This is a genomic window from Rhizobium sp. NZLR1, assembly GCF_017357385.1.
Classification (GTDB): domain Bacteria; phylum Pseudomonadota; class Alphaproteobacteria; order Rhizobiales; family Rhizobiaceae; genus Rhizobium.
Window position 1 is genome coordinate 453703 of the sequence record NZ_CP071634.1, and the last position, 26267, is coordinate 479969.

Sequence of the window (26267 nt, forward strand, 5' to 3'; positions counted from 1 at the left end):
CTCAATCCTTTCCGAGAAGGCCCTGCGGCCGCAACGCGAGAATGAGCAGGAAAACGAGATGGCCGGCCAGGATGCCGAAGCCGGGATCGATGCGGAAGCCGAACGACTGGCTGATGCCGAGCACCATGGCACCGATGAAGGCACCCCAGATCGAGCCCATGCCGCCGATGATCACCGCTTCGAAGGCGTAGATCAGTTGGAAGGCGCCATCGGCGGGCGACACCGTTGAGCGCATCGACTGAAACACGGCGGCAAAGCCAAGTATGGCGACCGCCAGCGCGGTGGCGCCGGCATAAACGTTTTTTGGGTTGACGCCGGTCATTGCCGCTGCCTCGACATCGGCCGACGCTGCGCGCAACGAACGGCCGAAGCGGGTATATTGCATCGTCGTTGCCAACCCCGCCGTCAGTACGGTCGCGGTGATCAGCACGATAACGGGCAGCACGCCGACGAAGAGCGGCCCGAGTTGGAAGGAAGCCTGGGCAATGCCGCCGCTCGGCAGCGAGCGGGTGTCCGCCGACCACACCTGCAACATCGCATTCTGCAGCGCGGTCGACAGGCCGAAGGTCGCGATTAGCGACGGCAGCGGGTCTGCGCCGACCACTCGATCGAGAATGAGCCGCTGCAGGATTATGCCGATGATGCCGCCGAGCGCCACCAGCACCACCAGCACCGCCCACGGGCCGAGCCCGAAGGTCGAGGCGAGGCTGATCCCGATCAATGCCAGCAGGATCATCAGATCGCCATGCGTGATGTTCACCACGCGCATAACGCCGAACATCAGCGCCATGCCGAGCGCATATTGCGCATAGAGGCCGCCGAGCAGAATGCCCTGGACCAGTCCGTCAAGCCACTGCATGGGATGCTCCGAAATAGGCTTCGCCGATCTCCTCGCGGGACATGTCCGCCGACCGGCCGGTCAGGGTCACGCGGCCTTCCAGCATGCAGTAGAGCCGGTCGGAGGCCGATTTGGCGAGACCGACGTCCTGCTCGACCAGCACGACGGCGGTGCCATTCCTCGAGATCGCGGGGATGGATTGATAGATTTCCTTGACGACCTTCGGCGCCAGGCCAAGACTGATCTCGTCGCAAAGCAGCAAGCGAGGTTGGTTGAGCAGCGCACGCCCGATGGCGACCATCTGCTGCTGACCGCCGGACAGGGATTGCACAGGCACTGCCTGCTTTTCCTTGAGGATCGGAAACAGCGCGTAGACGCGCTCGATCGTCCAGACCTCGCCATGTCCCGGGGCGGCATGGTCGATCGCCACGCGCAGATTGTCGAGGACGGACATCCCGGCGAAGAGCCGGCGACCCTCTGGCACGATCGCCACGCCATCGGCCACCATGCTATGCGGCTTGCTGCCACCAACCGGGCGGCCGTCGAGACACACCATGTCGGGTGCCACTTTGATGAGGCCCATGATCGATTTCAGCAGGGTGGATTTGCCGGCGCCGTTTGCGCCGATCAGGGCCACGATCTCTCCCTCGGCGATTTCGAGATCCACGCCGTAGAGCGCCTGGAAATCACCATAGCGGGCCTTGAGCTGGTGCGTGGACAGAAGCGTTTTGGTCATGCCTCGATCCCCATGTAGACACGTCGTACTTCGGGGTTCTTGATGACCTCGTCTGGCAGGCCCTCAGCGATTTTCTCGCCGAAATTCAGCACCATGATCCGGTCTGCCACCGCGAGTAGCGCATGCAGCACATGCTCGATCCAGACGATCGTCACGCCACGGTCGCGGATGCGTCGGATCAGTTGCACCAGCGCCTTGCCCTCCTCGTCGGTCAACCCGCCGGCGATTTCGTCGAGCAGCAGCAAACTCGGACTCGACGCCAGCGCGCGGGCCAGCTCCAGCCGCTTGCGGTCGAGCAGCGTCAGCGAGCCCGCCGAGCGGTTGGCCTTGTCGGAAAGCTCGCAGTCGCCGAGAATCCGGGCACAGAGTGCATAGCTCTGGGCCTCGCTGCGGCCGCCGCCAAATGTCGCCGCGACGAGCAGATTTTCGAATGTCGACATGCCGACATAGGGGCGTGGGATCTGATATGTGCGGCCGATGCCGATCTTGCAGCGCACATGAGGCGGCTGGCCGACGAGGCGCTGTCCGGCGAACACGAGCTCGCCGGCATCGTTCCTAAGGTCACCGCTGATCAGATTGAAAAGCGTGGTCTTTCCCGCCCCGTTGGGGCCGAGGATGCCCAGCACCTCGCCACGCCGGACATCGAAGCTGATGTCCTGCAGGACGCGCAAGGCGCCGAAGGATTTGCTCAATCCTCTCGCTTCTAGCAATACGCCGTCCAATAGCATCCTCCGCTCCCGGTTGGAGCAGGCGTAGAAACACGCCCGCCCCTCCGGTTTTCATGCATTCGGCCTGGTCTTGCAGGTCGCCGGGCGACCTCGTTGGTCAATGTGGCCCGCCCGACGTGTCCAGGCTTAGCTCGCCCAGGGGATCACCTTTATTTTCTGTTCGGGTTCGAACAGTTTGTTGACGGTGTTGTCGACGATCTTCAGGTCATAGGGCCATTTCTCACCCTTGACCCACTGGCCGCCGAAGATCGGCGTCGTCGAGACGTTCTTGTGCGGGCCGCTGGAGAAATCGACCTTGCCGATCAGCGTGTCGAGTTTCGTTGCCACCATGGCATCACGGTTGGCGGTGCGGTCGAGGGGGTTGGACGAGCGTTTGAGAATATCGATCGCGACTTCCCAGATCGCATGGCTGTAGCCGAGCGGCTGCGTCCACTGCTTCTTGGTTTCGCTCTCCCATTGGTCGGCGATGTCGCGGCTCACTTGTCCGGTCAACGTCGATTTGAAGGGGAAGGCAGGCGTCCACCACACTTCCGACGACATGCCGTCGCCGAGCGGGCCGAGTGCCTGCACGCCGCCCGGGAAAAGGAGTGCCGCCGCGACGGTGACGGCCTTGGGCTTGTATCCTTGCTGGGCGCACTGGTTGATGAAGGTCTTGAGGTCGTCAGGATAGGTGATGCCGCCGACGATCTCGCATCCGGCAGCCTTGAAGGCGGCGATTTGTGCGGAATAGTCGTTGGTGCGCGGCTGGAAAAAGCCCGGGACGGTGATCTCGAAGCCGGCCTTCTTGGTCGGCACTGGCAGACCGTAATCGTTGTTACCCCAGGTCTCGCCGTCCGCATTCTGCGGAAACAGCAAGCCTACCTTGCGGTTGGTGTCTAGCGTATTCCACAGGCCAACGAAGGTGTTGAGCGCCTCATCGAGGCCCCAGAAGAAATGATAGGTCCAGTTGAACGGCGCCTTCTGGCCGCCGCGCGGGAAGATCACCGCCTGCCACGGCGCGCCGGTCGAAAGGCACGGGCACTCGTTGAGTTCCGCCTGGTCGGCCGAGGGGCTGACGGTGTCGGTGGTCGATGCGGGCAGCAGCAGATGCACGCCATCGTTCAGGATGAGGTCGCCAACGACTTCGGCCGCGCGGTTCGGATCGGACTGGCTGTCACGGATCAGGATTTCGACATCGAACTTGCCGGCTGCTGTCTCCAGGCCATCCTTGAGCAAGGCCTTGACTTTGTCTGCCGCCCAGCCGTCGGTTTCGCCGAACAGCGCAAGCGGACCGGTCGCCGGCGTTACGAAGCCGAGTTTGATCGTGCCGGCCGATTGCGCGCGGGCAATCATGGGTGCTCCGAGCGCCGATGCGGCCAAGCCGGCACCGATGCCCTTCAGCACGGTCCGGCGTGATGGTCTTATGATTTTCGTATTCAGGTCCACCTTCGGCTCCTCCCTTTGGTGATTTGTCGTCTGCATGCGTATTGGTGACAGCCGGCCGTTCCTCCCTGGCTGGCGATCACATCACTTGATGCGGTTCATCGCGCCGCCATCGATGACGATCTGGCTGCCGGTGACGTAAGACGAGCATGGCGATGCCAGATAGAGTGCAAGGCCCTTGATGTCCTCAGTGTCGCCGATCCTCCCGATCAGCGATTGCTCCTCGAAAGCCTTGCGGTCCGCGGGAATCTTTAGCCGACCGCCGGCGATGTTGGTCATGAAGGGCCCAGGCGATATGCAGTTGACGAGGATGCCGAACATGCCCAGTTCCATTGCCATCTGACGGACGAAATGGTCGACGCCCGCCTTGGCGGGCATATAGGACGTGCCGACGATCGCCTCGTTGATCTGTGCCGCGATCGAGGACGTGACGATGATCCTGCCGCCGCCCGATTTCTTCATGTGCCGGGCAGAATTCTTGACTGTCGTGTAGACCGATGTGAGGTTGACCTCGATGCCACGATCCCATTGTGCGTCGTCCAGCGCGTCGATAGCGCCTTCTGGAATGCGTCCGCCTTCGGTCGACAGGAAGCCCGGGCCGGGGTCGATGCCGGCATTGGCGAAGACCACGTCGATCCGCCCATGCCGTTCGGCCACGGTGTCGAAAGCGTCGCTCATTCGGGGTCTGTCGGAAACGTCGACGACCTGCCCCCAGACGTCACCGCCATTGGCCTTGATTTCGGCAACTACCGTTTCCAGCGTTGCCGCGTTCAGGTCGAATATGCAGACGCGCGCGCCATTGTCCGCCATGACCTCCGCGTATGCACGGCCGATGCCGCTGGCACCGCCGGTGACAATCACCGACTTGCCACGAACGTCGAACATTTCTCGCAATGTCGCCATTCTGTCTCCTCCCACTTCGAGAAGGCTAACAGCGAACGACCCGTGCTTTAATAATTCTTTTCAAGTTTAATATGTCTATGTGTTATGGAAGCTAGGGGTCTGGAGCCAGGTTTACTGCGATCTACGGCGGGTTATCGGCTGAGAAAAGCAATGAGCCTTTGTCGGCTCCCGCGAAGAGCCAATTGCGTCTTCCAACGCCTGTTGGGCGCAGTGCCCGTTCAGCCGCGTTGTTGTCAATCGCAGCCCGGCCCTCTTCCAGGAACGGGCAGAACGGAACCTTGCCTTGCATGCGGGACTGGCTCCCCATCATCTGTTCAGGAAAACGCGAGGACGGCCGGACCAATCATCTAACAATTAGTGCGAATTGAACATGCAAGGGGCAGAGCTCGCCGATCTCCCCCTGGCCTACGTCCTTTGCGCGTCTTTCAGACACGCGGCGCCGCAGGCGCCAGCCGCCGCTTGGCCATCGCCAAAAGCCGATGCGCCGCGACGTTCTCGGCATAGTCCCGATAGGCGGGATCTCGGCTCAGCATGCGCTCTTCGGCGCGGGCGCGCAGCAAATAGATAAGACTGATGATCGCCAGCATGCCAGCCCGCGCAAGTCCTTCGGCCAGGCCACTGGCGATGAAGCTCGGAAACGCAAACAGCCACCAGGCGATGTTCTTCGAGACATAGGCCGGATGTTTGATGAAGCGGTAGGGGCCTGATGTGATGATGCCGCGATGGGTCAGGTTGGAAAATCGCGGTCCGAAGGCGACGGTCGCCCAGACGTAGATAACCGTGCAGAACAGCGTCGCGACGCTCCAGAGGATGAAGACCACCGACCCCTCCTGGATAATGCTCTCCCAACCCGGTCCGTCGCCATAAGGCACGAAGGCATGCGAAATCACCGGGAAGAACGGCTCATAGCAGATCAGGCAGACGAGCCAGCCGAGCGCCGTCGTCTCCGTCGCCCGGACATGCCATCCGAAAAGCTTGAAGGTGGCGATGTAGCCGCCGGCCGCCAGGATGACGTCGAGAAGCAAGACGAGCCGCAGCAAGCCTTCGAACCAGGCGGCTGAAAGTGAGGGAAACAGCCAGGCCGGCTTTTCGGCAAGATCGGAAAGTGCGGCTATGCCGCTTGAAAACATCAGCACGAGGAAGAAGCATTTGATCGCGAGCAGCCGCAATGCGAACAGCACGTCTTCTTCGCGAAAATCCTGCATCAGCACCGCACGGCCGACCTGGTTGAGATAATCGTCGGGCTCCTCGGCGACGAGATCGGTGACCGCGACGTAAAGAATGGTGGCGCCGACAAGAGCGATGGAGATGGGGATGGCCGTATGGCCGGCCTCGATGAACCATCGAACCGCCGACGACTGCGTGAAAAACGGAAAGATGGAACAGGCGATGACGACCGCACCCAAAAGCGCGGCGAGTCCGACAATCTTGGTTCCGATGCGCCGCCAGGAAGCGGCGGGAGCCTCATGCCGCCTCTCTCGCAATGCCCAGGCCCGGCGCGCAGCCGGTGTGCCGTCGACGACGATCCACGCCAGGAGAAGACAGAGGACCGAAAGCGCCATCGCCTTGCCAGGATCAAGCCGCAGATAGGTCGCGAGCGCAATGCCGACGAGAACGCCGGCAAGGGTCGCAGCTTGAGTGACCAGGGGACTCCTGGTGAGGGTATCCCTGTCCTCCGATATCGGCACGCGCTCGGCTTTCTCGATCACATTGCCGGCTGGACGGAGCGTTTCCGCGCCGCCTTCACCGCCTGCGCCAACGCTGCTTCAACTGTGAACGGTGACCGCTCTTCCGGCACTGAGATCATCGCAAGGTCGAGCTTGTCATAATCGACCATGTAATAGCCCGATCCGGTAGCGATGACCGCATCGGGTCTGATCGTCAACAGGTCCTGCGCCATCGTGCCGATGAACATCGGCCCGCCCCAGATGTAACGGAAAGCATAGATTGGAATACCTTCAGCCGAAGTGCCAAGGCGGCGGATATCGGTCTTCAGGCGGCGATCAGACCACGAGGTACCCGAGGAGCTCGATGAACTGCTTGAACTGGAAGAGCTGCTGGAACCAGAGCCGCCGCCCATGCCGCCGCCAGAGCTGGAATTCCCACTGGAACTGTTCTCGGAGCGGGCGAAAGCCGGTTGATTGCTATTTACGGCCACTTTTCTAACGGCGGGCGTGGTTTTCCTGCCAGGCGTAACGTTCCTGGCGGGCTCCTCACTGGCGAATAGCGTCTTGGCGCCAGGGTCGAAGATGCAACTCTGCAAGATTGCGCCTGAACCTGCAAGGAAGGTCGAGCAAAGCAGAACACGGATGATGAGCTTTCTTGTCATGTAGGGCGCCCCCGGATCGCCGTTTAGAAGAGATCGTACCTCGGATTTCGCTTTACCCATGTCGCCTTGGCGAGCTGAACGAGCCTGTCATCGAGCGATTTGGTTTTTGGAAGCGCCTTTTGTTCCTGAGCGGTCAGCTCGGCGGCAAAGGTCTCCTCCACTTTCTTCTTGGCGGCATTCGGCAAGGCCTTGAGCGCCGCCTTTGCCTGGTTCTTCGGATCGCCACTGCCTGGCATGTTGACGGCGGTCGCCAGCGCGAAATAACGGGCCGCCGTTACCAGGTTGTCAGCGTCCGCAGCGTCTTCCTTCGCCAGTATCGCGCGGTCGAGTGCACCCCAATAGTCGCCACGTTCGGCGCCCATCTCCAGCCACTTCGCAGCTTCCGCCTTGTCCGCGGCAACGCCGATGCCGTCGCGGTACATGCGCCCGAGATTAGTCGGGGCATAGGGTTGACCGCCCTCTGAAGCCCGCGTGAAAAGGTCGAGCGCTTTCGGGAGATCCTCCGGGGCGCCTTTTCCGAAACGGTAGACGAGCGCAAGATTGTTCAGCGAATAGATGTCGTTGCGCTGGACGCCGGCTTCGTAGAAGCGGATGCCGCGCTCCGGATCAGCCGGAACGTTGACGCCGTTCAGGAAGATATAGCCGAGCTCGTTCATCGCGTAGGTATGGCCGAGATCGGCGGCCTGCAGCATCAAGCGTAATCCCAGCTGCTGATCGGCCTTGGTGCCGCGGCCGTAGTAGAGGGCCTTGCCGTAGCTGTGCAGGGCAAAGGGATCGCCCTTGGCCGCACCAGCCTTGGCGATCTCGCTTGCCTTGGTTGCATCGCGCGGAACGGAGGCGCCGGACTCGTAAAGGCTCGACAATTCGTAGATTGCCCGGACATGCCCGGCATCCATCGCCTTCTTGATCGTTGCGAAAGCCGTCTTGGTGTCGCGGTTGGCAAGCTGGGCGCGGCCGAGCTGGTAGACGAAGCGGGCCACCTCGGGATAGGCCTTTATCGCCTCGGTGCAGGCCGGCAGGGCATCATCGGGGTCGATTTCGTTCGGCAGCTTGCCTGCGGTCACGCCCTGCAGGTCGAGGGGTGCGGCGGCTGCGGTGTCGCAGGCGTCGAGCACCGGCTTGAAGGTGACGGTGGCGGGCGGCAGATCGTCGTTGGCGGCCTGCAGCGTCAGGGCGAAAGGCTGATTCTCCGTGCCGATCTGCGGCTCGTAGGAAAGGCCCGGAATATCGGCTGCCTCAAGCACATGGCCGAGCCCGATGACCCGGTCTCCGGCGCGCAGCGTGCCCTTGTCGGGTAGGGCTGCAACCTTGAAGGTCATTTCCGCCGCCGATGCCGGCACGACCGGCAGGCTGGCCGCGACGGGGCCGACGCCGATCGTCGTGCCGACGTCGCGCGACAGGGTCTTCAGATAGGCGTCGGCATCGGCAAGCCGCACCTGTTTTTGCTGTTCGAGCTGGGCGAGTTTGGCGCCGGCATCCGCCGAGACGGTGATCGCGACGACGCCCTGCGTCGCCTGGCCATAGGGATCACTCACGGTGTAACCGATCAGGCCGACGGTTCCGGCGGTAACACCTGAGGAATCATAGGTCAGCGCCGTCAGCGCCGCGGCGGGCATCTTGGCGCCCTGCTCGACCGGCTTGCCGTCGAAGGTGAGTTTGCCGGTCTGGGGAAGTTGGGTCAGGGTGACGAGCAGCGTCGAGCCGGTTTCGTCATGCGGCGGGGCGATCGGCAGCTTGGTGGCGGCAGCACCTTCCGGCACGCTCACCTGCTGCATCGACTCGACGCTTGGCGGCGGCGGCGCCGGAATGAAATAGAAGCTGTCCATCAGCGAGGAGTTTTCCCAGGGGACCTGCTTGCCGCCGGTCATGGCGATGACGTCGCGGCGCACATCGGTCAGCACCTGGCGGATTTCCTTATTGGGTTCGCTGGCGCGTTTGATGAAGGATTCGGAATAGGGGCTCAGCGCCCCGGTGCCATCGAGCGCCACCTGGCCGGGTTCCGTGGAAAAGGCGATCAGGCTGCCGAGATCGCTGTCGATGCGCGCAAGCCCGCGGGTGGCGCCGACCGGTTCCAGTTTTTCCGCCATCCAGAATTTCTGAGCGTTGAACGGATTGTTGCGACAGGCATCGAGGAAGATCAGTTGCACCCGCGAATTCTGCTTGAGATGGTTCAGGATGAGGTCGAGCGGCATGGTCTGCGTCTCGACGTCATAGGGCGTTTCCAAGGTCGCATCGACCGGCACGATGAAATTCTGCCCGCCCACCTGGATGCCGTGGCCCGAATAATAGATCAGCCCTGCCTCGGCATTGCTGGTCGAACGCAGGAAGCGGCGCACCGTATCCTCGAGCCCGATGCGATCGACATTGATGCCGATCGTCACGTCGAAACCGGCCGCCCGCAACGTGGCTGCGACCTCTTCGACATCATTGGCGGGGTTGGGAAGCGAAGGCAGCGTCTTATAGACCGAATTGCCGATGACGAGGGCGACGCGGCGGCCGCTCTCTTGCGTGATGGCGGCATGCGCGACGCCGATCGACAGCAGTATTGCCGCCACGGTCAGCAGATAAGCGCATAGTCTCCAGGCATTGTGGAACTTGGGCATGGCTCGATCGCAAACATTCTATTGTTTAAGTTCAATAAAATTTGCTGGCCTACTGGTGCTAGGCCCCCTCCGCATTCATCGTTTGAAAATATTCCTCACTGCTAAAAAAAGCAAGCTTCGTCCGCCTCCAAGTGAATTGGAGCAGTCCCCTCAGATTGGAAGCCCATTATCGGCAGGAAAGACTGTCGAATCAGGAATTTTATCCTGCCACCGGCAGTGGATACGTCAGCGCCGGCGAAGTTTCCTTAGCTCCGAAACGTATAGTTGCTGATCGAGGCTGGTTTCATCTCGATGGAGAAGCCCGCCAAGGTCGGCGGCATGTAGGCCGCGCTCTCGATCCGGCAGGGGTCGAGGAAGTGTTCGTGCAGGTGATCGACATATTCGATGACGCGGCCTTCCTTGGTGCCGGATACCGCGATGTAGTCGATCATCGACAGATGCTGCACATATTCGCAGAGGCCGACGCCGCCGGCATGCGGCCAGACCGGCAGGCCGAACTTGGCGGCGATCAGCAGCACGGAGAGAACCTCGTTCAGCCCGCCCATGCGGCAGGAATCGATCTGGACGATGTCGATTGCGCCTTCGGCGATGAACTGCTTGAACATGATGCGGTTCTGGCACATCTCGCCGGTCGCGACCTTCACCGGCGCGATCGCCTGGCGGATCTTGCGGTGGCCGGCAATGTCATCGGGGCTTGTCGGTTCCTCGATGAAGAAGGGCTTGGCCGGGGCAAGCGCCTTGACCCAGTCGATCGCCTGGCCGACATCCCACACCTGGTTGGCGTCGATCATCAAGTAACGATCGGGACCGATCACCTCGCGGGCGATCCTCAAGCGGCGGATATCGTCGTCCAGGTCGCGGCCGACCTTCATCTTGATATGGTTGAAGCCGGCGTCGATCGCCTCCTTGCAGAGGCGCCGCAGCTTTTCGTCCTCATAACCCAACCAGCCCGCCGAGGTCGTATAGCAGGCGTAGCCCTCTTTTTCGAGGATGGCGATACGTTCGGCCTTGCCTGCCTCGGCGCGCTTGAGGATCTCGACGGCCTCCTCACGCGTCAGCACGTCGGTGAGATAGCGGTAATCGACGATATCGGCGATCTCCTCAGGCGACATCTCGGCGACGAGCCGCCAGACGGGCTTTCCCGCCTGTTTGGCAAGCAGATCCCAGACGGCGTTGACGACGGCGCCGGTTGCCAGATGAATGGCGCCCTTTTCCGGGCCGATCCAGCGCAACTGGCTATCGCTGGTCAGATGTCGCCAGAATTTTCCGGGATGGGCGAGCACGTCGCCGAGGTCGGCGCCGACCACGAGATGGCGCATCGCTTCGATCGCCATGCAGCAAATATCGTTGCCGCGGCCGATGGTGAAGGTCAGGCCATGGCCGGCAAGATCAGACGCATCGGTGTCGAGAATGACATAGGCGGCCGAATAATCCGGATCGGGGTTCATCGCATCCGACCCATCCAGGCTTTGCGAGGTGGGAAAGCGGAGATCGAAGACACGAAGGTCGGTGATGCGGGTCATGGTTGTTCTCCCAATTGCAATAGCCCGATCGGCCGGCACGACTGCCGGCCGCAACATCAGCTGAGGTCAGATCGTCCAGCCGCCGTCGATGGCGATTGCCTGGCCTGACGTGTAGGTGGCGCCGGCGAGATAGACGGCGAGATCGGCGATCTCCTCCGGCGAGCCGAGCCGGCCCATCGGCTGGCGGGCGATGAAGGCGGCGCGGGCTGCGTCATAATCGCCCTGGGCGCGCATGCGGTCCTGCAGCGACGGGCTTTCCACCGTGCCGGGGCAGATGGCGTTACAGCGGATGCCCTCGGCGACATAATCGGCGGCAACGGATTTGGTCAGCCCGATGACCGCCGCCTTGGTGACGCCATAAGCGAAGCGGTTCGGGACGCCCTTGATGCTCGAGGCGACGGAGGCCATGTTGATGATCGACCCGTCCTTGCGTTCGCGCATGCCGGGCAGCACGGCGCGGATGGTGCGGATCATTGCCTTGACGTTGAGGTCGAGCGCAAATTCGAAATCGGAATCCTTCATCTCGAGGATCGAGCCGGCGTGAACGAAGCCGGCGCAGTTGAACAGCACGTCGACCGCGCCGATCTCGGCAACGACAGCCTTGACCGCATCCTCATCGAGCACGTTCAACTGATGGGTGGAAACCCCGGTTTCCGCAGCTAACGTCGCCAGCGCCTCGGTATTGATGTCGGTCGCGTGGACCTTGGCGCCCATCGCGGCAAAGGCTGCCGCCGTCGCCCGGCCGATGCCCTGGCCGGCGGCGGTGATGAGCACGGTCTTGCCGGAAAGTCTGTTTGTCATGTCACGGGCCTTTTCTGGAAGTGTCTACGCTGGACGATGGAATGCAATTTGTGTTGACGAGGACTAAAGCGCGTCGCATCAAACTTGGTTCATGCGACGCGCTTTAGTCCTTTGTTTTTATGCATGTCGTTACCCCGGAACCGCTGCACACTTCCGGGCGACATGCATTAAGGCATACGCCTTTTCCCACTTTGCGCGCTCTGACCGCCCTCCGGCAAGATAGTGCTGGCAGCCTGCCACCTGGTTTGGTTTCCGGAAGCGTGCGATATCTCGCGTGATACCGAGCTGCGTCTTCAGTGATGATTTGTCTGTTTATAGACAAACAGACGATCAGCCAAGGGTCAAGCGTAAACTTTTCCTTTTCCGACCGTGGTTCTGCGTATATGCAGATTGATATTCACAGGAGGAAGGAATGGAGACCGACGAGTCAGACCGCTACCGCGCTCCTGCGCTCGATAAGGGCCTCGATATCCTGGAATTGCTCGCCAGCGTCGACAGCGGTCTCACCCAGGCGGAAATTGCCAAGCGGCTCGACCGCAGTCCCAACGAATTTTATCGCATGCTCGACCGCCTGGTGCGCCGCGGTTACGTCACCCGGCTGGATGGCGACCGTTATTCGCTGACGCTGAAGCTTTTCGGTCTTGCGCAACTGCACACGCCGGTGCGCCGGCTTGCTTCCTACGCCACACCGCTGATGCGCGATCTCGCCCATCGCACGCGCCAGGCCAATCACCTTGCCGTCTTCGATCGCGGCGCGGCTGTCGTCATTGCCCAGCAGGAGGCGCCGGATTACTGGGGATTCTCGATCCGCATCGGCGCCCATATCAGCCTGTTCGACACCGGTTCGGGGCATGTGCTGCTCGCCTTCCGCAGTGAGGAGGAGCGGGAGATGATGATCTCGGAACATGTGCGCAGTCGCGCCGACATCGAGCTCGGCGCCGATTTCTACGATCGTCTCGACCAGATCCGCGAGCGCGGCTACGAGATGATGGCGAGCGCCCAGACATCCGGCGTCTACAATCTCTCCGCGCCCGTTCTCGGGCCGGATGGGCGCTGCATCGCCGCCCTCACCTGCCCCTTCATTGCGCTTGTCAATGCACCCACGGCTCCCGATATCACCCAGGCGACCATGCAGGTGCAAAAGACCGCCAACCAGCTTTCGCTGCTTGCCGGCGCCGACGTCGCAAGCCCCGCCTGACGGGCGATAATTTTTATTTGAACAATCCATTCACCGGGGATAGCTTGCGGCACAGCCTGCCTTGGAGGAGAAAAGCGTGCTCATCGACACCCATCTGCACATCATCGATCGCTCAGCACTGCCCTATCCCTGGCTTTCCCAGGTGCCCGATCTCGATCATGATTTTCTCTATGAGACCTATGCGGCCGAGGCGCGGCGCTGCGGCATCACCACGGCGCTGCACATGGAGGTCGACGTTGATCCCGCCGCGATGCAGGGCGAGACAGACCACATCGCCGGTATCGCCAGAAAGGAAGGCAGCCTGATTGCCGGCGCCATCGTCTCCTGCCGGCCGGAAGAGGAAGGCTTTGCCGCCTATCTCGAGCGGCAAAAGGCCGATTCCTTCGTCAAGGGGTTCCGCCGCGTGCTGCATGTCGTGCCCGACGACGTGTCGGAAGGCGCCCTGTTTCGCGAAAATATCCGCCGCATCGGCGGCAGCGGCCTGACCTTCGACCTCTGCACATTGCCGCACCAGGCAGGTCGCGTGACCGCCCTCGTCGATCTCGCGCCGGATGTGCAGTTCGTGCTCGACCATTGCGGCGTGCCGGATATCCGCTCCGATGCCTTCGAGCCATGGAAAGTCGGCCTATCGGAGATTGCCCGGCGGCCAAACGTCGTCTGCAAGGTCTCCGGCGTCGTTGCCTATGCCGATGCCAAGACATGGACGGCGCAAACTCTGCGGCCCTATATCGAACATGTGATTGCAAGCTTCGGCTGGGATCGTGTCGTCTGGGGCAGCGACTGGCCGGTCTGCACGCTCGGCGGCGGCCTCTCTACCTGGGTCGCGGCGACCCACGCCGTGCTTTCCGGCAGCAGCGAGACGGAGCGGTCCAAGCTGCTTTCCGCCAATGCACAGCGTCTCTGGTCGCTTTGACGTCACGAAATCACGTGATGTGCTGTGCCTTATAAAAGTGCTACTTTGGCATGTCTTTTGCTTGTGTAAGGACGAAGCGACGCAGTGTTTCGGTTTGGGACGACTTACCACCAAGCAATTGCTAGCTTTAGCCATCTCAGGTAAAAGTTGTCAGACACGGATTTGGCGAATACTTCTAATCCGATGTCCTCAGGAGGGAAAAAATGAAAGAAGAACCGCATTCCGTCGATGTTCACGTCGGAAAGACCATCCGTATCCAGCGTCTGCTAAGGAAAGTTTCTCAGACGGAACTGGGCGATCGGGTTGGTGTAACGTTCCAGCAGATCCAGAAATACGAAAAGGGTTCCAACCGCGTTTCCGCCAGCATGCTGGTTGAAATCGCCGGCGCGCTGAAGGTCGATGTCAGGACGTTTTTCGACGACCTGTCGGCCCCCGATACGGCCAACGACAACCCGGCTCCGAGCGAAGAATTCATTATTTCGCGCGAAGGCGTGCTTCTCAATGCGGCGTTCTTTTCGATCAAGAACGAAGCTCTTCGCAAGAAGATCCTGAAGCTCGTTCAGGCGATTGCCAACACCGAACAGCTGGATAGCGAAGCGGCCGAATAGGCCGTTGTCCTTAAGCCGATCCGCATAAGGGTCAGTGGCGATCGATCAGGATCAGATTCTCGCTGGCGTCCTTCATTGCGATCTTGGCTTTGCTGCCGAGCAGCTTTTCGAGATTGACGTCTAGCTCCCTGTCGGGATCTATGCCGTCCCAATCGATGACGACCTGCAGCAGCGCCATGTTCGTCAGGTGCATCAGATTCCGCAGCTGAAGCTTTTCAGCCTCCTCCTTGGCTGCCGACAGCAGCCGGAAGATCCTTGCGTATTCGCTGCCTGTAGCTTCGTTGCGTTGTTCAAACATCGTTCCCGCCCCTTTGGCCGTGAAACCCTACGATTCCATCACCACTGCATCTTTCTGCCGTTACCGTTATTCAAGCGTTACAGGAACCGCATTGCGCGTGACTTCGGCGTGCAGCAGCTCCCAATGCGAGGTCGCGGCAAAGCGCCAGTCACGGTTAACGGGCAGGAATTCGTCCCGGCGCAGCCAATCCAGCACCAGCCGGGCGTCGCTGCGCTTGCGCTCGACGCGATTCTGGCGGACAGCGGCGAGGATCTGGTCGCGGCGCGGCTTGCGGAAATGGCACTCGTCGACGACCTTGGCATAGGTGCGTTCGGAAAAATGTAGGAAACGGCCGGCAAGCAGCAGTTTCTTGCGCTCGCCCGACGAGATCTCGCCATTGGCAAGAAGCGCATCGATCGTCGGCTCGAAATCGACCCAGGGCACCGAGAGCGGCAGCCAACCCAGCGCCTGCGGTGCATGCACCAGCGCGACGGCTTCGTCGTCGAGCAGCCGCCCGGCCTCGTAATCTTCGAAGATCGAGCCAAGCCCGACCATGCCGAAGGGCGCGCATTCGGCCGCCCGCAACGCGCCCATGCTGGCGCCGCCGGCAACGGCGACATCATGTTCGAGCGCGAACAGAATTTCCTTGTGCCAGACCGAGGGCAGATCGCCGAAATAACCGTCGACGAGGCCGATCGCGGTGGCGCCGTCGTGAACGGCCTTGAGGATATCGCCGCAGGCGGCCGGCGGCCGGAAATCGATGCGAGGAGACATGGCTCTCGCCGCGGCAAGATCGCTGCCAAGGCTGGGGCCTACGAACAGCACCTTCATGGCTGGGCTCCTCTCATGGTGTTGACTGCCCGCATGCCGAGCTGGATGTACTGGCCCGAGATATCGACCTCCAGGCCGGGCACGATCACCCTGACGACCGAGACCGGCAGGGTCCGATGCGCAAACGGCACGACGATGATCTGTTCGATGCCGCTTGCCGCCAGCCGCTCGACAATCTCGCCGATGGTTTCCTGGATCGTCGCAGCGCGGCAATGACGGGCCTGGAACGCGCGCATCCGGCCGTCGCCCTCGCAGAGCTCGACCACCTGCTGCATCGCCGCACTCTGGTCGAGCCGCTGATAGATGCGCGGCGAGAAATCGTCACGGCTGCCGGCAATCGCGGTCAACCGGCTCTGCGCCGCTTCGGTGATGGCGCGCAGCGCCGCGCGCACGGGGTCGGGGTGGCAGCCGCAGCCGCCGCAGACATGCGCCCAGCGCGCGTCGACACGGTCGGAAAGATTGCCTGGCATGATGACGGCCAGAAAAGCGGGAATGCCGATATCCGTGGTCATGTCGAGCAGCAGCAGCCGCATGCCGGCGCGGGTGATCCGATCGGTCATGATGTCGATGACCGCATCGCCGAAGGAGGCGGGATCGATGCGGCTTTCCTTCAGTTGCTGCGGCGATTTCAGCTGGGTTAAGGCCCAGGCGTCACGTTCCACCAGCTCGCAAAGTCCATGCAGGACCGCTTCGGACGGTGTGTTGCCGGAGGCAAGTCCATCGCTCGACTGCTCGAAGCCCGGCGGCCTTTCGCCGCAATGGTCGAGGCCGACGAGCCACCAGGGCACGTAGACAGTGCTGCCGGAAAGGATGTCGAGCCCGGAGCACCAGGGAATGAGACCGTTGCCGATCTCGTCTGGCGCGCAACGGGCGACATTGTCGAGATCGATCATGGCGGCATGTTCCGCCCGCATGCTTGCGGTCGTCGCCAGCGTCACATCGGCGGGTGGGATTTCGGCGATCCGCGTCTCGATCGCTTCCATGGCGGCCGAGGTCATGGCGGCATCGTTGTCGATACCCTTGCCCTGGAAGACCGAGAGCGTATGGCTGTTCGGCCGCGTCGCGAAGGCGACCGGGATGTTCAAGACGTCCAGAGCGGTCAGCAGGCCGACGCGCGTGATGCCGAATTCGCGCAGATGCGGCCTGATGGCTGCAAGTGTCTGAGCAGGCGTGACGGCGCGGTCATGATAATCGCTGACGCCGGCCGATGATCGTTTGAGGTCACCGGCAAGCGTTTCGAGAGCATTTCCGTTTTTCTTCGAATCAAGAAAATGTTCTATCTTTTTGTTTTCACGCAATTCCGGACGCAAAACCGCTTCACACTTTTGCTGGAATTGCTCTAGATCGGCGAAAGCGGACATACCGGTCTCGTCCTTAACGGAACCTCAGCGCATGCGTCAGGCTCTCGAGCGCATTGGCGGAAACGTTGAGTTCATCTTGTTTCATCGCTGCTCTGGCAGCTGCAGAGAAGCGCAGGGACTGTGTCTGAACTGCGGTGGTTTCAGCATTCGTCTTCATGTTCCATCTCCAATTGGTCGGGCAGCTCGCTGCCGTTAACCATTGGAGAGAAACATTGCCCGCGTCATTTAAGCGTTACAGGCTTCGTTAAAAGGCGATGCAATCAGGGAAGACCGGCGAGTTGCAGGCCTTTTATCAGCGGTTCGGTGAAGGCGGGATCGCGATCGGGGACGAAATGACGGATGTCCTCGCTGCGAAAATCGGGGAAGTTTTCCAGCACCGTCCGGGCATAGTTCTCGGCCTTGCCCTTGTCGCCCGCCATCGCATGCGAGGCGGCAAGCAGTCTCGCCGTCGCCTGTTTGGTCTTCACCGGTTCCAGCGCCTCGATCGCCTTTTCATACTCTTCGCGCATGAAGTGGATGCCGCCGAGGTTCCAGTAATAATAGTCCGGCGGCAGTGGATTGAGCTTGAAGGCCGCGCGGCTGAGCTCCAGCGCCCGGTCGAAATCGCCGTCATGGGAAAGCGCGTCGGCAAAATCGGCGAGGATGTCGGCATCGTTGGGATTGAGATCCTGGGCCTGCTGGAAATATTCCAGACTTTCGTCGAAGCGGCGGCGATAAAGCGCCACAAAGCCAAGCTCGCGGTAGGCCCGGCCGCTGTTCGGGTCGGACTGCTGCGCAAGGCGGGCGGCACCGTTGGCCTCATCGAGCAGTTCCTTGTCGCGCATGCCGCGGATCAGCCATTCCATGCCGAGTGCGCGTGACACGCCGGCATGGGCGGCCGAGAAATGCTCATAACGATTGAGCGAGGATTTGAACCATTTGCGCGCCTGGCGCAGATGCTGCAGGTCGGTATGGGCGATCAGCCGCTTGCCTTCGAGATAGAGACGATAGGCAGAGGCCGGCGCCTCGCCAATTGGCATCGCCAATTCGTGGCGCTCGATCGTGTCGGCGAGCGAGGAGACGATCCGCCGCGTCAGATGGGTGAAGGACTCGCTGATCTTCTGCATGACCAGCGGCAGTTCGATGGCCCAGATCACCTCCGACGTCGTCGTCCGGGTCAGCCGGCAAGTCGCAAAGACATCCTCGTCGCGGCCCTGAATGGTGACGTAGACCGCATAGTCGAAGCTGAGGTCGAGCGGGCCGGGCACGGCACGCGCGGGATCGATCGAGCGGCTGAGGATCTCCAGGCTCGTATGCGCCGCAATCACCTTGAAGCCGCGCTGCTGGCTGAGGCCGATGGTGACGTCTTCGAGAAGCGCCCTGCCGACGCGCTCCATCAGCGGATCGGTGAAGATGCTTTCCGGCGGCAGGATGATGATGCGCGGCTGGCCAAGCAGATCGGCAAACATTCCCGGCGCCGATGGGCGCTCCGGCACTGCCGCTTGTGCTGCCGGGATCAGGCCGAGTTCGCGGGCGAGCGCTGTGGTGCTTTCCTCCGGCTCGGTGTCGAAGTCGTCCTTCAGCTGGCTCTTGCACTTCAGATAGGCCTGGCGGGCCGCAGCCGGATCGTTCATCCTGACATGGGTGCGCATCAAGGCGCGATAGGCCGTCTCACTGGCAGGATCGAGTTCCAGCAGGCGCTTGGCAAGTGCGACCTGCTCCTCGTCCGACCTGTCTTCCGACGTCTCGATCAGCCGGGTGAGATGGGCGGAGCGCAATTCGTCGATACGCTGGCGCTCAAAGGTCAGCCAGTCCTCGGCGCCCTGCGTCGGCGATTTGGCGCCTTCCAGCAATTCGCCGTTCAGCATATCGCTGTCTTCGGGGGCGAGCGGCGCTTTCTGCTTCAGGAGATGAACGTCGACCTCCCAGCCGTCCGCAAGCCCGATATGGGTTCGGGTTGCGGCAAGCAGCGGCGGAAGGTCGGCGGGAATGCTCTGTTCGATACGCGACAGCAGCTGGCGCAGGCTGCCGGCACGCTTTTCCGGCAGTTCCGATTGCCAGAGCTGTCGCCTGACGGTTTCGCGGTCCAGTTCGAGATTGGCTTCGGCGGCGAGCATGGCGAGGAGAAAATAAGACTTCTCCGGCAAGGGGAGTTCCCTCCCCGCTGCCAGCAGCCTCGGTCTTCCGAGCAGGCACAGCCTGTTCGTCGACATCTGTCCGGATGTCCGTTGCATCCCGGTTCTCACCCCTGAAAGCCAAGGCGCGCAAACGCAGCCGCCGCAGAAATGATGTTAGAACTATAAGAGCGCCGCGCATAGCGGTAAAAGAAGAAGTTTCAGCGAATATTTGCATTTTCACGTGTCGCTCGCCGAGAAGATGCTTTGCCGATATTTTCCATGAGAGACGATTCGCGTGCCGATGCGGCACTGTCACCAAATATATTTCAATATGGAGTCGGCCTGCCACTGATTTTGTAAGGCGCTTGTTCGGCCCCTTTGACACCGAAGCGCTGTCGATAGTCACCGGGAGAAAGACCTGTAATTTTGCCGAAAACTTTACGAAAAGCGCTCGGATCGTTGTAACCGACCTCCCACGCGATCTTTTCGACAGGCAGCTTGCCGAACTGCAGAAGCTCGCGTGCCTTGCCGACGCGAAGCCGCTGGATGTAATCCCCCGTTGTGAGTCCCGTCGCTTTTTGGAAGCGACGAATGAACGTCCGCCGCTCAAGTCCTGCTTGAGCGGACAAAGCGGCAAGACTCATCTCCTTGCCATCATGCGCCTGAAGCCAATGTTGAACCCTCAAAATAGCCAGGTCTCCGTGATCGAGCCTGGGTGAAAAGGCGCTGTAGTTCCTTTGCTCGCGCCCCGGGGGGTCAATCACAAATGCGCGCGCTGTGTTGATCATGATGGATGGGCCGAGAAAACGGTCGACAAGTCTGAGGGTCAGGTCGATCCATGACATGGCGCCGCCTGCCGTTATCAAATCACCGTCATCGATGATGAGCCGATCAGTATCGACGACAACTTTCGGGAACCGCAATCGGAATTCCTCTTCATAAGCCCAATGCGTGGTTGCGGTTCGACCGGTCAGCAATCCGGTCTCTGCAAGTAGGAAGGCCCCTTTGCACACTGAGGCAAGGCAGGTGCCTTGCGCGTGAAGCGCATGCAGCCATTTGGAATATTCACTCGCAGTCTCTTTCGAAGCAAGCTCTCCTAAACCGGGTGGGATAACGAGGACGCTCGGGGCGTTCTCTTTCCCGGGCGAGGTGTCGAAAATGCACGTTGGAATGCCGTCGTTCGGCTCTTTTTGCCAATGCGTGATCCTTAGCGAAGGCATTTTGCCATCGGTTTGCAGTCTGGTTTGTCTCTCAGCGTAAGTCAGGAGGTCGGTCATGCCCAGGACTGCCGCCGCCTGCGAGCCTGGATAGACCAGGATACCGATTTCTGTCGGAAACTGTCTCATGGCAATATCACCCCGAACTTTGTCGATATCGCCACTCCTATCACAAGGGAAAAGCGGATATCCAGGGCACCTGACGAATTGAAAAGGAACAATCACATGAGCAAGCGTGCAATCATCGCCATCGACCTTCAGAAGGATTATCTGTCATCGGGAAAACACGCTCTTGTCGGAATTGATCAGGCAACTGCCAATGCAGTCAAAGTGTTAGACGCCGCACGCGCATCCGGGGACAGGGTGATCCATATACGCCACGAAGGCAAAGCCGATGCTCCGTTTTTTGCGAGGGGCACAACGGGTGTCGATTTCATACCAGCCGTTGAACCAAAGAGCGGTGAAACCGTCATCACAAAGCACTATCCGAACTCATTCCGGGAAACGGACCTGAAGCAGCAGCTGGACGCAGAAGGTATCCAGGAGGTCGTGCTGGTCGGCGCGATGAGCCATATGTGCATCGATGCCACCAGCCGTGCGTCTGTTGATTACGGCTATGACACCATCATCGTCCATGACGCCTGCGCCACCCGTGATCTCAGTTTTGATGGCCAGCTCATCTCGGCCGCGCAGGTTCATGCCGCATATATGGGCGCGCTTGCTGCTGGCTACGGTAAGGTCCTTGCCGTGAGCGAACTCCTGTCAGCTTAATGTGCGTCGACGAAGGACATCGGCGCTGACGATCGCGTTGTCGAGAGTGCTGCCCGCGTCCGCCCCGATGCGGCCATGCTCTTGCAACCGCGAGGTAGATGGCGCCCGAAAGACCTGACACGGATCAAGGCACTCGATAGTTTACACCTTCAACCGAAAGTGGGACTGCGGCTGCAGCTGGACAAAGCCGCCGATCGTCTCTGCTTTATCGAAGGTGGCAAACCGCCTCGATGTTGTAGCCGTCAGGGTCGAGGACGAAGGCAGCATAGTAATCTGCATGATAATGCGGGCGCAGTCCGGGCGGACCATTGTCCGTCCCCCCGGCGGACAGAGAGGCATTGTAAAAAGCGTCCACCACAGCACGACTTTCTGCAGCGAAGGCGATATGGACGCGGGGATGATGCAGTTCGACTCGGGAAATCCAGAAATCACCGCCCGGATCCAAGCTGCGGCCAAAACCTTCTGCTACACCGAAGCCGGCAGCAACACCCAGATCTTTGAGCAACCTGTAGCCGAGCGGCATAAGAGCGGCGGTGTAAAATACTTGGGAGCGCGCGAAATCGCTCACGGTGATTCCGGTGTGATCGATCACGTAAACCTCCGATTTGCGAAACGTTCTTTGTTTGTTCTATATCGGCATCCGATTTCGCGCAACTGCTATTTATGGTGTCATGATCGTCAGTTCACCGCCGCCCCGACGAAATCGAGCCCGATATCCAGTACCGGCGCGCTGTGCGTCAGCCAGCCGACGGAGATGAGGTCGACGCCGGAAGCCGCGATTGCGGCAGCCGTTGCCGGCGTGACCCGGCCGGAGGCCTCGGTGATCGCCCGGCCGGCGACGATGCCGACGGCGTCGCGCAGTTGAGCGGGCGTCATATTGTCGAGCAGAACGGCGTCGACGCCAGTCTCCATCGCTTCGCGCAGCTGGTCGAGAGTGTCTACTTCGACCTCGATCTTCACCAGATGGCCGACGCCGGCTCGCGCCCGGCGGATCGCCTCGGTGACGCCGCCGGCAATGGCGACGTGATTGTCCTTTATGAGCACCGCGTCATAGAGCGCGAAACGGTGGTTCATGCCGCCGCCGGCCCGCACCGCATATTTCTCCAGCGCCCGGAGCCCCGGCGTCGTCTTGCGCGTGCAGGCGACGGAGGCTTTGGTGTCGCGGATGGCGCCGGCAATCTCTGCCGTCACCGTCGCAATGCCGGAGAGATGGCCGAGGAAATTCAGCGCAGTGCGCTCAGCCGTCAGCAGGCCGCGTGAGGGACCTTCGATGGTGGCGATCACGTCGCCCGGCTTGACCGCATCGCCGTCCTGGAGCTGGCGGCGCATGACGATCTCCGGATCGACGAGAGTGAAAGCGAGTTCGGCCGCATCGAGACCGGCGATTACGCCCGGCTGGCGGGCGGCCATCACCACCGTCGAGCGATGATCGTGGGGGATGACCGACGCCGAGGTGATGTCGCCGGCAAGACCGAGATCTTCGAGCAGGGCCGCCCGGACCAAGGGTTCGACGATCAGGCGCTGAAGCGGAACGAGGCTCATCTCAGGCACTCCTGGCAAGGGCATAGGGCGGGGTCGCACGGGCGATCCCCAGCGCTTGGGAAAGGCGCATGCGGCACCGGTCGGCAGCGCCGAGCTTCAGCGGAAAATCGGTGCGGGCATGGGCGCCGCGCGATTCCATCCGCAGGCTGGCAAAGACGGCGATCAGCAGCGCGACGGTTCCAGGATCGGCGGCAGGGCCGTCGCTTTCGGCAAGCGGCAGCAAGGCGGCGATCGCGCCCTCAACGGCGCCGGCATTGCGCAGCACGCCGAGATGGCGCGAGACGATCGGCCGGACGAGCGATGCATCGGCCGGCACCGGCAGCTCCTCGGCGAGGACGGTGCTGGTCCCCCGTGCCGGCAATCCCGATATGTCGCGCGCTGCCCGCATGCCCATCACCGCCGCCTCCAGCAGCGAATTGCTGGCGAGCCGGTTGGCGCCGTGCAGGCCGGTCGAGGCCGCCTCTCCGGCGACCCAGAGACCGGACACCGAACTGCGGCCATTGGCGTCGGTGGCAACGCCGCCCATGTGATAGTGAACGGCCGGGCGCACCGGAATGAGGTCTTTCGCCGGATCGATGCCGGCCTCGCCGCAAAGGGTCGAGATGACGGGAAAGCGTGCGGCAAACCGGCTGCCGAGCGCATCGCGGGCGTCGAGGAAGACTTTGCCGCCGCGGGCGATTTCGGCGCTGATGGCGCGCGCCACCACGTCGCGCGGCGCAAGCTCGGCGCCTGATATGCGGACCATGAACCGATCTCCGCGTTCGTTGACGAGCACGGCCCCCTCGCCTCGCACCGCCTCGCTGACGAGCGCCAAGGGCCTGCGGCTGGAATTGAGCGCCGTCGGATGGAACTGGACGAATTCCATATCGGCGAGTTCAGCACCTGCCCTGGCCGCCAGCGCGATGCCCTGGCCGAAATTGCCCATCGGATTGGTGGTCGCGTCGTAAAGCCCACCGATGCCACCAGTGGCGAGCACCACCTTCGACGTCGGCAGGATGACCGCCCCCCTCGCGGTCGCGCAGAGCAGGCCGGCCACCTGCTCGCCGTCCATCAATATCCGCCGCGCCTCGAAGCCTTCGAGCACGGTGATGGCAGGCGTCTGCATCACCGCCCGCACCAGCGCGGCGACGATCGCCGCACCCGAGCCGTCGCCTTCGACATGGACGATGCGGCGGCGGCTATGGGCGGCCTCCAGCCCTAGCGAGAGTTCGCCGGCGGCATTCCTGTCGAAACGCACCCCGGCTTGTTCCAGCGCGGCGATCGCTGCCGGCGCCTCGACAATAATGCCGGCGGCCACGGCCGGATCGCAGAGCCCGTCGCCGGCGACAAGCGTGTCGGCAAGGTGCAGCGCCGCGCTGTCGTCGGCGCCCATGCTGGCGGCGATGCCGCCCTGTGCCCAGGCGCTCGACGTTTCCGCGCCAAGGGCGGCACGGGTGACGATGACGGAAGGTTCAGGCGCCAGCGTCAATGCGGTCATCAGCCCGGCAAGGCCACTGCCGACGATCACCGTGCGTCCGGCAAGATGGTCGAAAACCTCGGTCATATCGCCAGCATCCTCTCGACGGCGCGGCGCGCGGCCACCGCAATCGCCGGATCGACCGTCACCTCGTGGCGGTTTTCCTCAAGGGCGGCGCGGATATTGCCAAGCGTGATCCGCTTCATATGCGGGCAGAGATTGCAGGGGCGAATGAACTCGACGTCGGGATGATGCACGGCGACATTGTCGCTCATCGAGCATTCGGTGAGCAGCACGACGCGGGCCGGCTTTCGGCTGCCGACATAGTCCGACATCACCGCGGTCGAGCCGGCGAAATCCGCTTCGGCCACGACCTCGGGCGGGCATTCGGGATGGGCGAGCACCGTCACGCCGGGATGGTTTTCGCGCAGCTGGCGCACGTCTTCTGCAGTGAAGAGTTCATGCACCTCGCAATGGCCGTGCCAGGCGATGATCTCGACGTCAGTCTCGCGGGCGACGTTGCGCGCCAGATATTCGTCCGGGATCATCAGCACCTTCGGCACGCCGAGCGATTCCACCACCTGTTTGGCATTGCCCGAGGTGCAGCAGATGTCGGAGGCGGCCTTCACCGCGGCCGAGGTGTTGACATAGGTGATGATGGGCACGCCGGGATGGGCCTGGCGCAAGAGGGCGATATCCTCTGGCGTGATCGAATCCGCCAGCGAGCAGCCGGCGCCGAGATCCGGGATCAGCACGGTTTTCTCGGGGTTCAGCAGCTTGGCGGTCTCGGCCATGAAGTGCACGCCGGCCAGCACGATCACGTCCGCATCGACCTCGATCGCCTTGCGGGCGAGCGCCAGGCTGTCGCCGACGATATCCGCCACACCATGGAAGATCTCCGGGGTCTGATAATTGTGCGCCAGAATGACGGCGTTGCGGCGGCGCTTCAGCTCGAGGATGGCGTCGACGTCGTTTTCGAACGACATCCATTCGGCTTTGGGAATGACGCGGCTGACGCGCTGGTAGAGCGAGGATGCGGAAACAGGGTGGTTCATGACCGGCTCCTAATTATGCTCTAGTTGAGCATATCATAGGCAAATAGATATTCTCACGATGAGCATATGTCAATTGCGGGAGAGCGGTAATTTCGTTCCGGCCAGCGCGCGTTCTTCGAGCACCGTGTGGTGGAAGCGGAAGAGCTTGGCCGGCCGGCCGCCGGTTTCGCTTTCCGTGCCGCCGGTTTCCTCGACCAGTTCCTGCTGTTCGATCAGGCGGCGGAAATTCTGCTTGTGTAGCGTCAGACCCGCCAAGGCCTCGATGGTGCGCTGCAGCCGCAAGAGGGTAAAGCTGTCCGGCATCAGTTCGAAGACAACGGGGCGGTATTTGATCTTGGCGCGCAGCCTGGCGATCCCGGTCGCTAGAATGCGGCGGTGATCGGCAAACATCGCCCGGCCGAGATTGGCTTCGCCAGCACATCCGGCTTCGGAAACGAGCCCGGCTTCATAGAGCAATTCGTAGCGCTGCAAGGCGAGATCCTCATTCCAGCCGCCGCCGTCGAGGCCGAAGGTGAAATCGGCCCGGCGATGGCGATGGTCGCGCCGGGCCGGATCGGCATCGGCCCAGATCTTTAGACGCGCCATGATCTCGTCAAGCACGACTGGGCGGCCCTGCCGATGGTCTTCCCAGGGGAAGTATTCGTACCAGCCATGCCATCCCGGCCGGCCGGCACCCGACTGTTCGTTGACGAGGCCGAGATAGCTGATCGAGATCGTCCGCCCGCCCGGGATGTCGTTGTTGCGGTCGCGGTCGGCGAAGGTATAGAGCTGTTCGAGATAGCCGACGGGATGCTCGGTCTGCTCCTGCACCCATTCGCGCAGGCCCGATTGCAAGGTGCGATGGCCCATTTCGAAAGGGCCTGATGGCAGCGCATTGCCGGAGCGGATGGTCATCACGCGCGGCTCGTCCCCCGTCACCGCGACGAGCACCGCAATCAATTCCGCATGCGCAAAGCCGATCGTCACAGGGGACCGAATACTCCGTTCCGAATGGGTCATTCCTGACACAGGCCGGGACGGAAGCCAATGGAGCGGAAGCGAAGGCAACGATCAGATCGG

General features: G+C 61.8%; 25 protein-coding genes and 1 pseudogene. 4 read left to right on the forward strand and 22 right to left on the reverse strand.

Going from position 1 to position 26267, the window contains the following annotated elements; translation table 11 throughout:
• Nucleotide 1: 1 nt before the first annotated feature.
• The 11 genes and pseudogenes from J3O30_RS28750 to J3O30_RS28800 all read right to left on the reverse strand — a co-directional run bounded on the left by J3O30_RS28750 (nt 2) and on the right by J3O30_RS28800 (nt 11883).
• Nucleotides 2-859, reverse strand: coding sequence for a branched-chain amino acid ABC transporter permease (locus J3O30_RS28750; protein WP_207585385.1), 858 nt, complete (start codon nt 857-859; stop codon nt 2-4).
• Nucleotides 846-1574, reverse strand: coding sequence for an ABC transporter ATP-binding protein (locus J3O30_RS28755; RefSeq protein WP_207585386.1), 729 nt, complete (start codon nt 1572-1574; stop codon nt 846-848). The genes J3O30_RS28750 and J3O30_RS28755 overlap by 14 nt, the downstream gene beginning before the upstream one ends.
• The gene (locus J3O30_RS28760) at nt 1571-2302 is read right to left on the reverse strand and encodes an ABC transporter ATP-binding protein (protein WP_207585387.1); all 732 of its coding nucleotides are present in this window, start codon (nt 2300-2302) and stop codon (nt 1571-1573) included. Before J3O30_RS28760 ends, J3O30_RS28755 begins: the two co-directional genes overlap by 4 nt.
• A gap of 126 nt (nt 2303-2428) precedes the next feature.
• Nucleotides 2429-3763, reverse strand: coding sequence for an ABC transporter substrate-binding protein (locus J3O30_RS28765; protein WP_207585388.1), 1335 nt, complete (start codon nt 3761-3763; stop codon nt 2429-2431).
• 45 nt (nt 3764-3808) lie between these two features.
• The gene (locus J3O30_RS28770) at nt 3809-4627 is read right to left on the reverse strand and encodes an SDR family NAD(P)-dependent oxidoreductase (RefSeq protein ID WP_207585389.1); all 819 of its coding nucleotides are present in this window, start codon (nt 4625-4627) and stop codon (nt 3809-3811) included.
• Nucleotides 4628-4781: 154 nt separating this feature from the next.
• Nucleotides 4782-4889: pseudogene (locus J3O30_RS28775) on the reverse strand (transposase); the annotation flags it as partial.
• 163 nt (nt 4890-5052) lie between these two features.
• Nucleotides 5053-6315, reverse strand: a complete 1263-nt coding sequence (locus J3O30_RS28780; protein ID WP_207585639.1) for an isoprenylcysteine carboxylmethyltransferase family protein — start codon at nt 6313-6315, stop codon at nt 5053-5055.
• A 17-nt stretch (nt 6316-6332) separates the two neighbouring features.
• Nucleotides 6333-6956, reverse strand: a complete 624-nt coding sequence (locus tag J3O30_RS33430; RefSeq protein WP_246762884.1) for a tail fiber domain-containing protein — start codon at nt 6954-6956, stop codon at nt 6333-6335.
• A 23-nt stretch (nt 6957-6979) separates the two neighbouring features.
• Nucleotides 6980-9559: a caspase family protein gene (locus J3O30_RS28790; protein ID WP_207585390.1), complete on the reverse strand. Its 2580-nt coding sequence runs from the start codon at nt 9557-9559 to the stop codon at nt 6980-6982.
• A gap of 245 nt (nt 9560-9804) precedes the next feature.
• A complete protein-coding gene (locus J3O30_RS28795; protein WP_207585391.1) occupies nt 9805-11082 on the reverse strand; it encodes an L-fuconate dehydratase in 1278 nt (425 codons plus the stop codon).
• A gap of 66 nt (nt 11083-11148) precedes the next feature.
• A complete protein-coding gene (locus tag J3O30_RS28800) occupies nt 11149-11883 on the reverse strand; it encodes an SDR family oxidoreductase (RefSeq protein WP_207585392.1) in 735 nt (244 codons plus the stop codon).
• A 412-nt stretch (nt 11884-12295) separates the two neighbouring features.
• Here J3O30_RS28800 and J3O30_RS28805 point away from each other — a divergent pair, with 412 nt between their 5' ends.
• From J3O30_RS28805 to J3O30_RS28815, 3 genes are all read left to right on the forward strand, one after another.
• Nucleotides 12296-13081: an IclR family transcriptional regulator gene (locus tag J3O30_RS28805; RefSeq protein WP_207585393.1), complete on the forward strand. Its 786-nt coding sequence runs from the start codon at nt 12296-12298 to the stop codon at nt 13079-13081.
• Between the two features lie 76 nt (nt 13082-13157).
• Nucleotides 13158-13994 (forward strand): amidohydrolase, encoded by an 837-nt coding sequence (locus tag J3O30_RS28810; RefSeq protein ID WP_207585394.1) that lies wholly within the window; start codon nt 13158-13160, stop codon nt 13992-13994.
• 203 nt (nt 13995-14197) lie between these two features.
• Entirely contained in the window at nt 14198-14602 is a 405-nt protein-coding gene (locus J3O30_RS28815) for a helix-turn-helix transcriptional regulator (protein WP_207585395.1), read from the forward strand.
• A gap of 31 nt (nt 14603-14633) precedes the next feature.
• On the opposite strand, the gene J3O30_RS28820 is transcribed toward J3O30_RS28815, so the two are convergent.
• The 6 genes from J3O30_RS28820 to J3O30_RS28845 form a co-directional block, all read right to left on the reverse strand.
• A complete protein-coding gene (locus tag J3O30_RS28820) occupies nt 14634-14900 on the reverse strand; it encodes a hypothetical protein (protein WP_207585396.1) in 267 nt (88 codons plus the stop codon).
• 66 nt (nt 14901-14966) lie between these two features.
• Entirely contained in the window at nt 14967-15710 is a 744-nt protein-coding gene (locus tag J3O30_RS28825) for a TfuA-like protein (protein ID WP_207585397.1), read from the reverse strand.
• On the reverse strand, nt 15707-17071 hold the full coding sequence (locus J3O30_RS28830) for a YcaO-like family protein (protein WP_246762885.1): 1365 nt from the start codon (nt 17069-17071) through the stop codon (nt 15707-15709). The genes J3O30_RS28825 and J3O30_RS28830 overlap by 4 nt, the downstream gene beginning before the upstream one ends.
• A 13-nt stretch (nt 17072-17084) precedes the next feature.
• On the reverse strand, nt 17085-17228 hold the full coding sequence (locus J3O30_RS28835; protein ID WP_165504814.1) for a hypothetical protein: 144 nt from the start codon (nt 17226-17228) through the stop codon (nt 17085-17087).
• Between the two features lie 103 nt (nt 17229-17331).
• Entirely contained in the window at nt 17332-19284 is a 1953-nt protein-coding gene (locus tag J3O30_RS28840) for a tetratricopeptide repeat protein (protein ID WP_221168293.1), read from the reverse strand.
• A gap of 209 nt (nt 19285-19493) precedes the next feature.
• Nucleotides 19494-20513 carry a GlxA family transcriptional regulator gene (locus tag J3O30_RS28845; RefSeq protein WP_207585399.1) on the reverse strand — a complete coding sequence of 340 codons (1020 nt, stop codon included), beginning with the start codon at nt 20511-20513 and terminating at the stop codon, nt 19494-19496.
• A gap of 96 nt (nt 20514-20609) precedes the next feature.
• On the opposite strand from J3O30_RS28845, the gene J3O30_RS28850 reads away from it, so the two are divergent.
• Nucleotides 20610-21155: a cysteine hydrolase family protein gene (locus J3O30_RS28850; RefSeq protein WP_207585400.1), complete on the forward strand. Its 546-nt coding sequence runs from the start codon at nt 20610-20612 to the stop codon at nt 21153-21155.
• 205 nt (nt 21156-21360) lie between these two features.
• On the opposite strand, the gene J3O30_RS28855 is transcribed toward J3O30_RS28850, so the two are convergent.
• From J3O30_RS28855 to J3O30_RS28875, 5 genes are all read right to left on the reverse strand, one after another.
• Nucleotides 21361-21747: a VOC family protein gene (locus J3O30_RS28855; RefSeq protein ID WP_207585401.1), complete on the reverse strand. Its 387-nt coding sequence runs from the start codon at nt 21745-21747 to the stop codon at nt 21361-21363.
• An 86-nt stretch (nt 21748-21833) separates the two neighbouring features.
• Nucleotides 21834-22721, reverse strand: a complete 888-nt coding sequence (nadC, locus tag J3O30_RS28860) for a carboxylating nicotinate-nucleotide diphosphorylase (RefSeq protein WP_207585402.1) — start codon at nt 22719-22721, stop codon at nt 21834-21836.
• Complete coding sequence (locus tag J3O30_RS28865) at nt 22699-24240, reverse strand: L-aspartate oxidase (protein ID WP_207585403.1); 1542 nt, start codon at nt 24238-24240, stop codon at nt 22699-22701. Before J3O30_RS28865 ends, nadC begins: the two co-directional genes overlap by 23 nt.
• On the reverse strand, nt 24237-25208 hold the full coding sequence (gene nadA, locus J3O30_RS28870; RefSeq protein WP_207585404.1) for a quinolinate synthase NadA: 972 nt from the start codon (nt 25206-25208) through the stop codon (nt 24237-24239). The genes J3O30_RS28865 and nadA overlap by 4 nt, the downstream gene beginning before the upstream one ends.
• 69 nt (nt 25209-25277) lie before the next feature.
• Complete coding sequence (locus J3O30_RS28875) at nt 25278-26207, reverse strand: hypothetical protein (RefSeq protein WP_207585405.1); 930 nt, start codon at nt 26205-26207, stop codon at nt 25278-25280.
• Between the last annotated feature and the right edge of the window lie 60 nt (nt 26208-26267).

What these genes read in the sequence shown, in the direction of transcription:
- J3O30_RS28755 (WP_207585386.1), bottom strand. Translation starts at nt 1,574, where the DNA reads ATGACCAAAACGCTTCTGTCCACGCACCAGCTCAAGGCCCGCTATGGT.
- J3O30_RS28760 (WP_207585387.1), bottom strand. Translation starts at nt 2,302, where the DNA reads ATGCTATTGGACGGCGTATTGCTAGAAGCGAGAGGATTGAGCAAATCC.
- nadC (WP_207585402.1), bottom strand. Translation starts at nt 22,721, where the DNA reads ATGCCCTTGCCAGGAGTGCCTGAGATGAGCCTCGTTCCGCTTCAGCGC.
- J3O30_RS28750 (WP_207585385.1), bottom strand. Translation starts at nt 859, where the DNA reads ATGCAGTGGCTTGACGGACTGGTCCAGGGCATTCTGCTCGGCGGCCTC.
- J3O30_RS28875 (WP_207585405.1), bottom strand. Translation starts at nt 26,207, where the DNA reads ATGACCCATTCGGAACGGAGTATTCGGTCCCCTGTGACGATCGGCTTT.
- J3O30_RS28850 (WP_207585400.1), top strand. Translation starts at nt 20,610, where the DNA reads ATGAGCAAGCGTGCAATCATCGCCATCGACCTTCAGAAGGATTATCTG.
- J3O30_RS28840 (WP_221168293.1), bottom strand. Translation starts at nt 19,284, where the DNA reads ATGCAACGGACATCCGGACAGATGTCGACGAACAGGCTGTGCCTGCTC.
- J3O30_RS28815 (WP_207585395.1), top strand. Translation starts at nt 14,198, where the DNA reads ATGAAAGAAGAACCGCATTCCGTCGATGTTCACGTCGGAAAGACCATC.
- J3O30_RS28795 (WP_207585391.1), bottom strand. Translation starts at nt 11,082, where the DNA reads ATGACCCGCATCACCGACCTTCGTGTCTTCGATCTCCGCTTTCCCACC.
- J3O30_RS28805 (WP_207585393.1), top strand. Translation starts at nt 12,296, where the DNA reads ATGGAGACCGACGAGTCAGACCGCTACCGCGCTCCTGCGCTCGATAAG.
- J3O30_RS28800 (WP_207585392.1), bottom strand. Translation starts at nt 11,883, where the DNA reads ATGACAAACAGACTTTCCGGCAAGACCGTGCTCATCACCGCCGCCGGC.
- J3O30_RS28830 (WP_246762885.1), bottom strand. Translation starts at nt 17,071, where the DNA reads ATGTCCGCTTTCGCCGATCTAGAGCAATTCCAGCAAAAGTGTGAAGCG.
- J3O30_RS28820 (WP_207585396.1), bottom strand. Translation starts at nt 14,900, where the DNA reads ATGTTTGAACAACGCAACGAAGCTACAGGCAGCGAATACGCAAGGATC.
- J3O30_RS28835 (WP_165504814.1), bottom strand. Translation starts at nt 17,228, where the DNA reads ATGAAGACGAATGCTGAAACCACCGCAGTTCAGACACAGTCCCTGCGC.
- J3O30_RS28845 (WP_207585399.1), bottom strand. Translation starts at nt 20,513, where the DNA reads ATGAGACAGTTTCCGACAGAAATCGGTATCCTGGTCTATCCAGGCTCG.
- J3O30_RS28770 (WP_207585389.1), bottom strand. Translation starts at nt 4,627, where the DNA reads ATGGCGACATTGCGAGAAATGTTCGACGTTCGTGGCAAGTCGGTGATT.
- J3O30_RS33430 (WP_246762884.1), bottom strand. Translation starts at nt 6,956, where the DNA reads ATGACAAGAAAGCTCATCATCCGTGTTCTGCTTTGCTCGACCTTCCTT.
- nadA (WP_207585404.1), bottom strand. Translation starts at nt 25,208, where the DNA reads ATGAACCACCCTGTTTCCGCATCCTCGCTCTACCAGCGCGTCAGCCGC.
- J3O30_RS28790 (WP_207585390.1), bottom strand. Translation starts at nt 9,559, where the DNA reads ATGCCCAAGTTCCACAATGCCTGGAGACTATGCGCTTATCTGCTGACC.
- J3O30_RS28765 (WP_207585388.1), bottom strand. Translation starts at nt 3,763, where the DNA reads ATGCAGACGACAAATCACCAAAGGGAGGAGCCGAAGGTGGACCTGAAT.
- J3O30_RS28825 (WP_207585397.1), bottom strand. Translation starts at nt 15,710, where the DNA reads ATGAAGGTGCTGTTCGTAGGCCCCAGCCTTGGCAGCGATCTTGCCGCG.
- J3O30_RS28865 (WP_207585403.1), bottom strand. Translation starts at nt 24,240, where the DNA reads ATGACCGAGGTTTTCGACCATCTTGCCGGACGCACGGTGATCGTCGGC.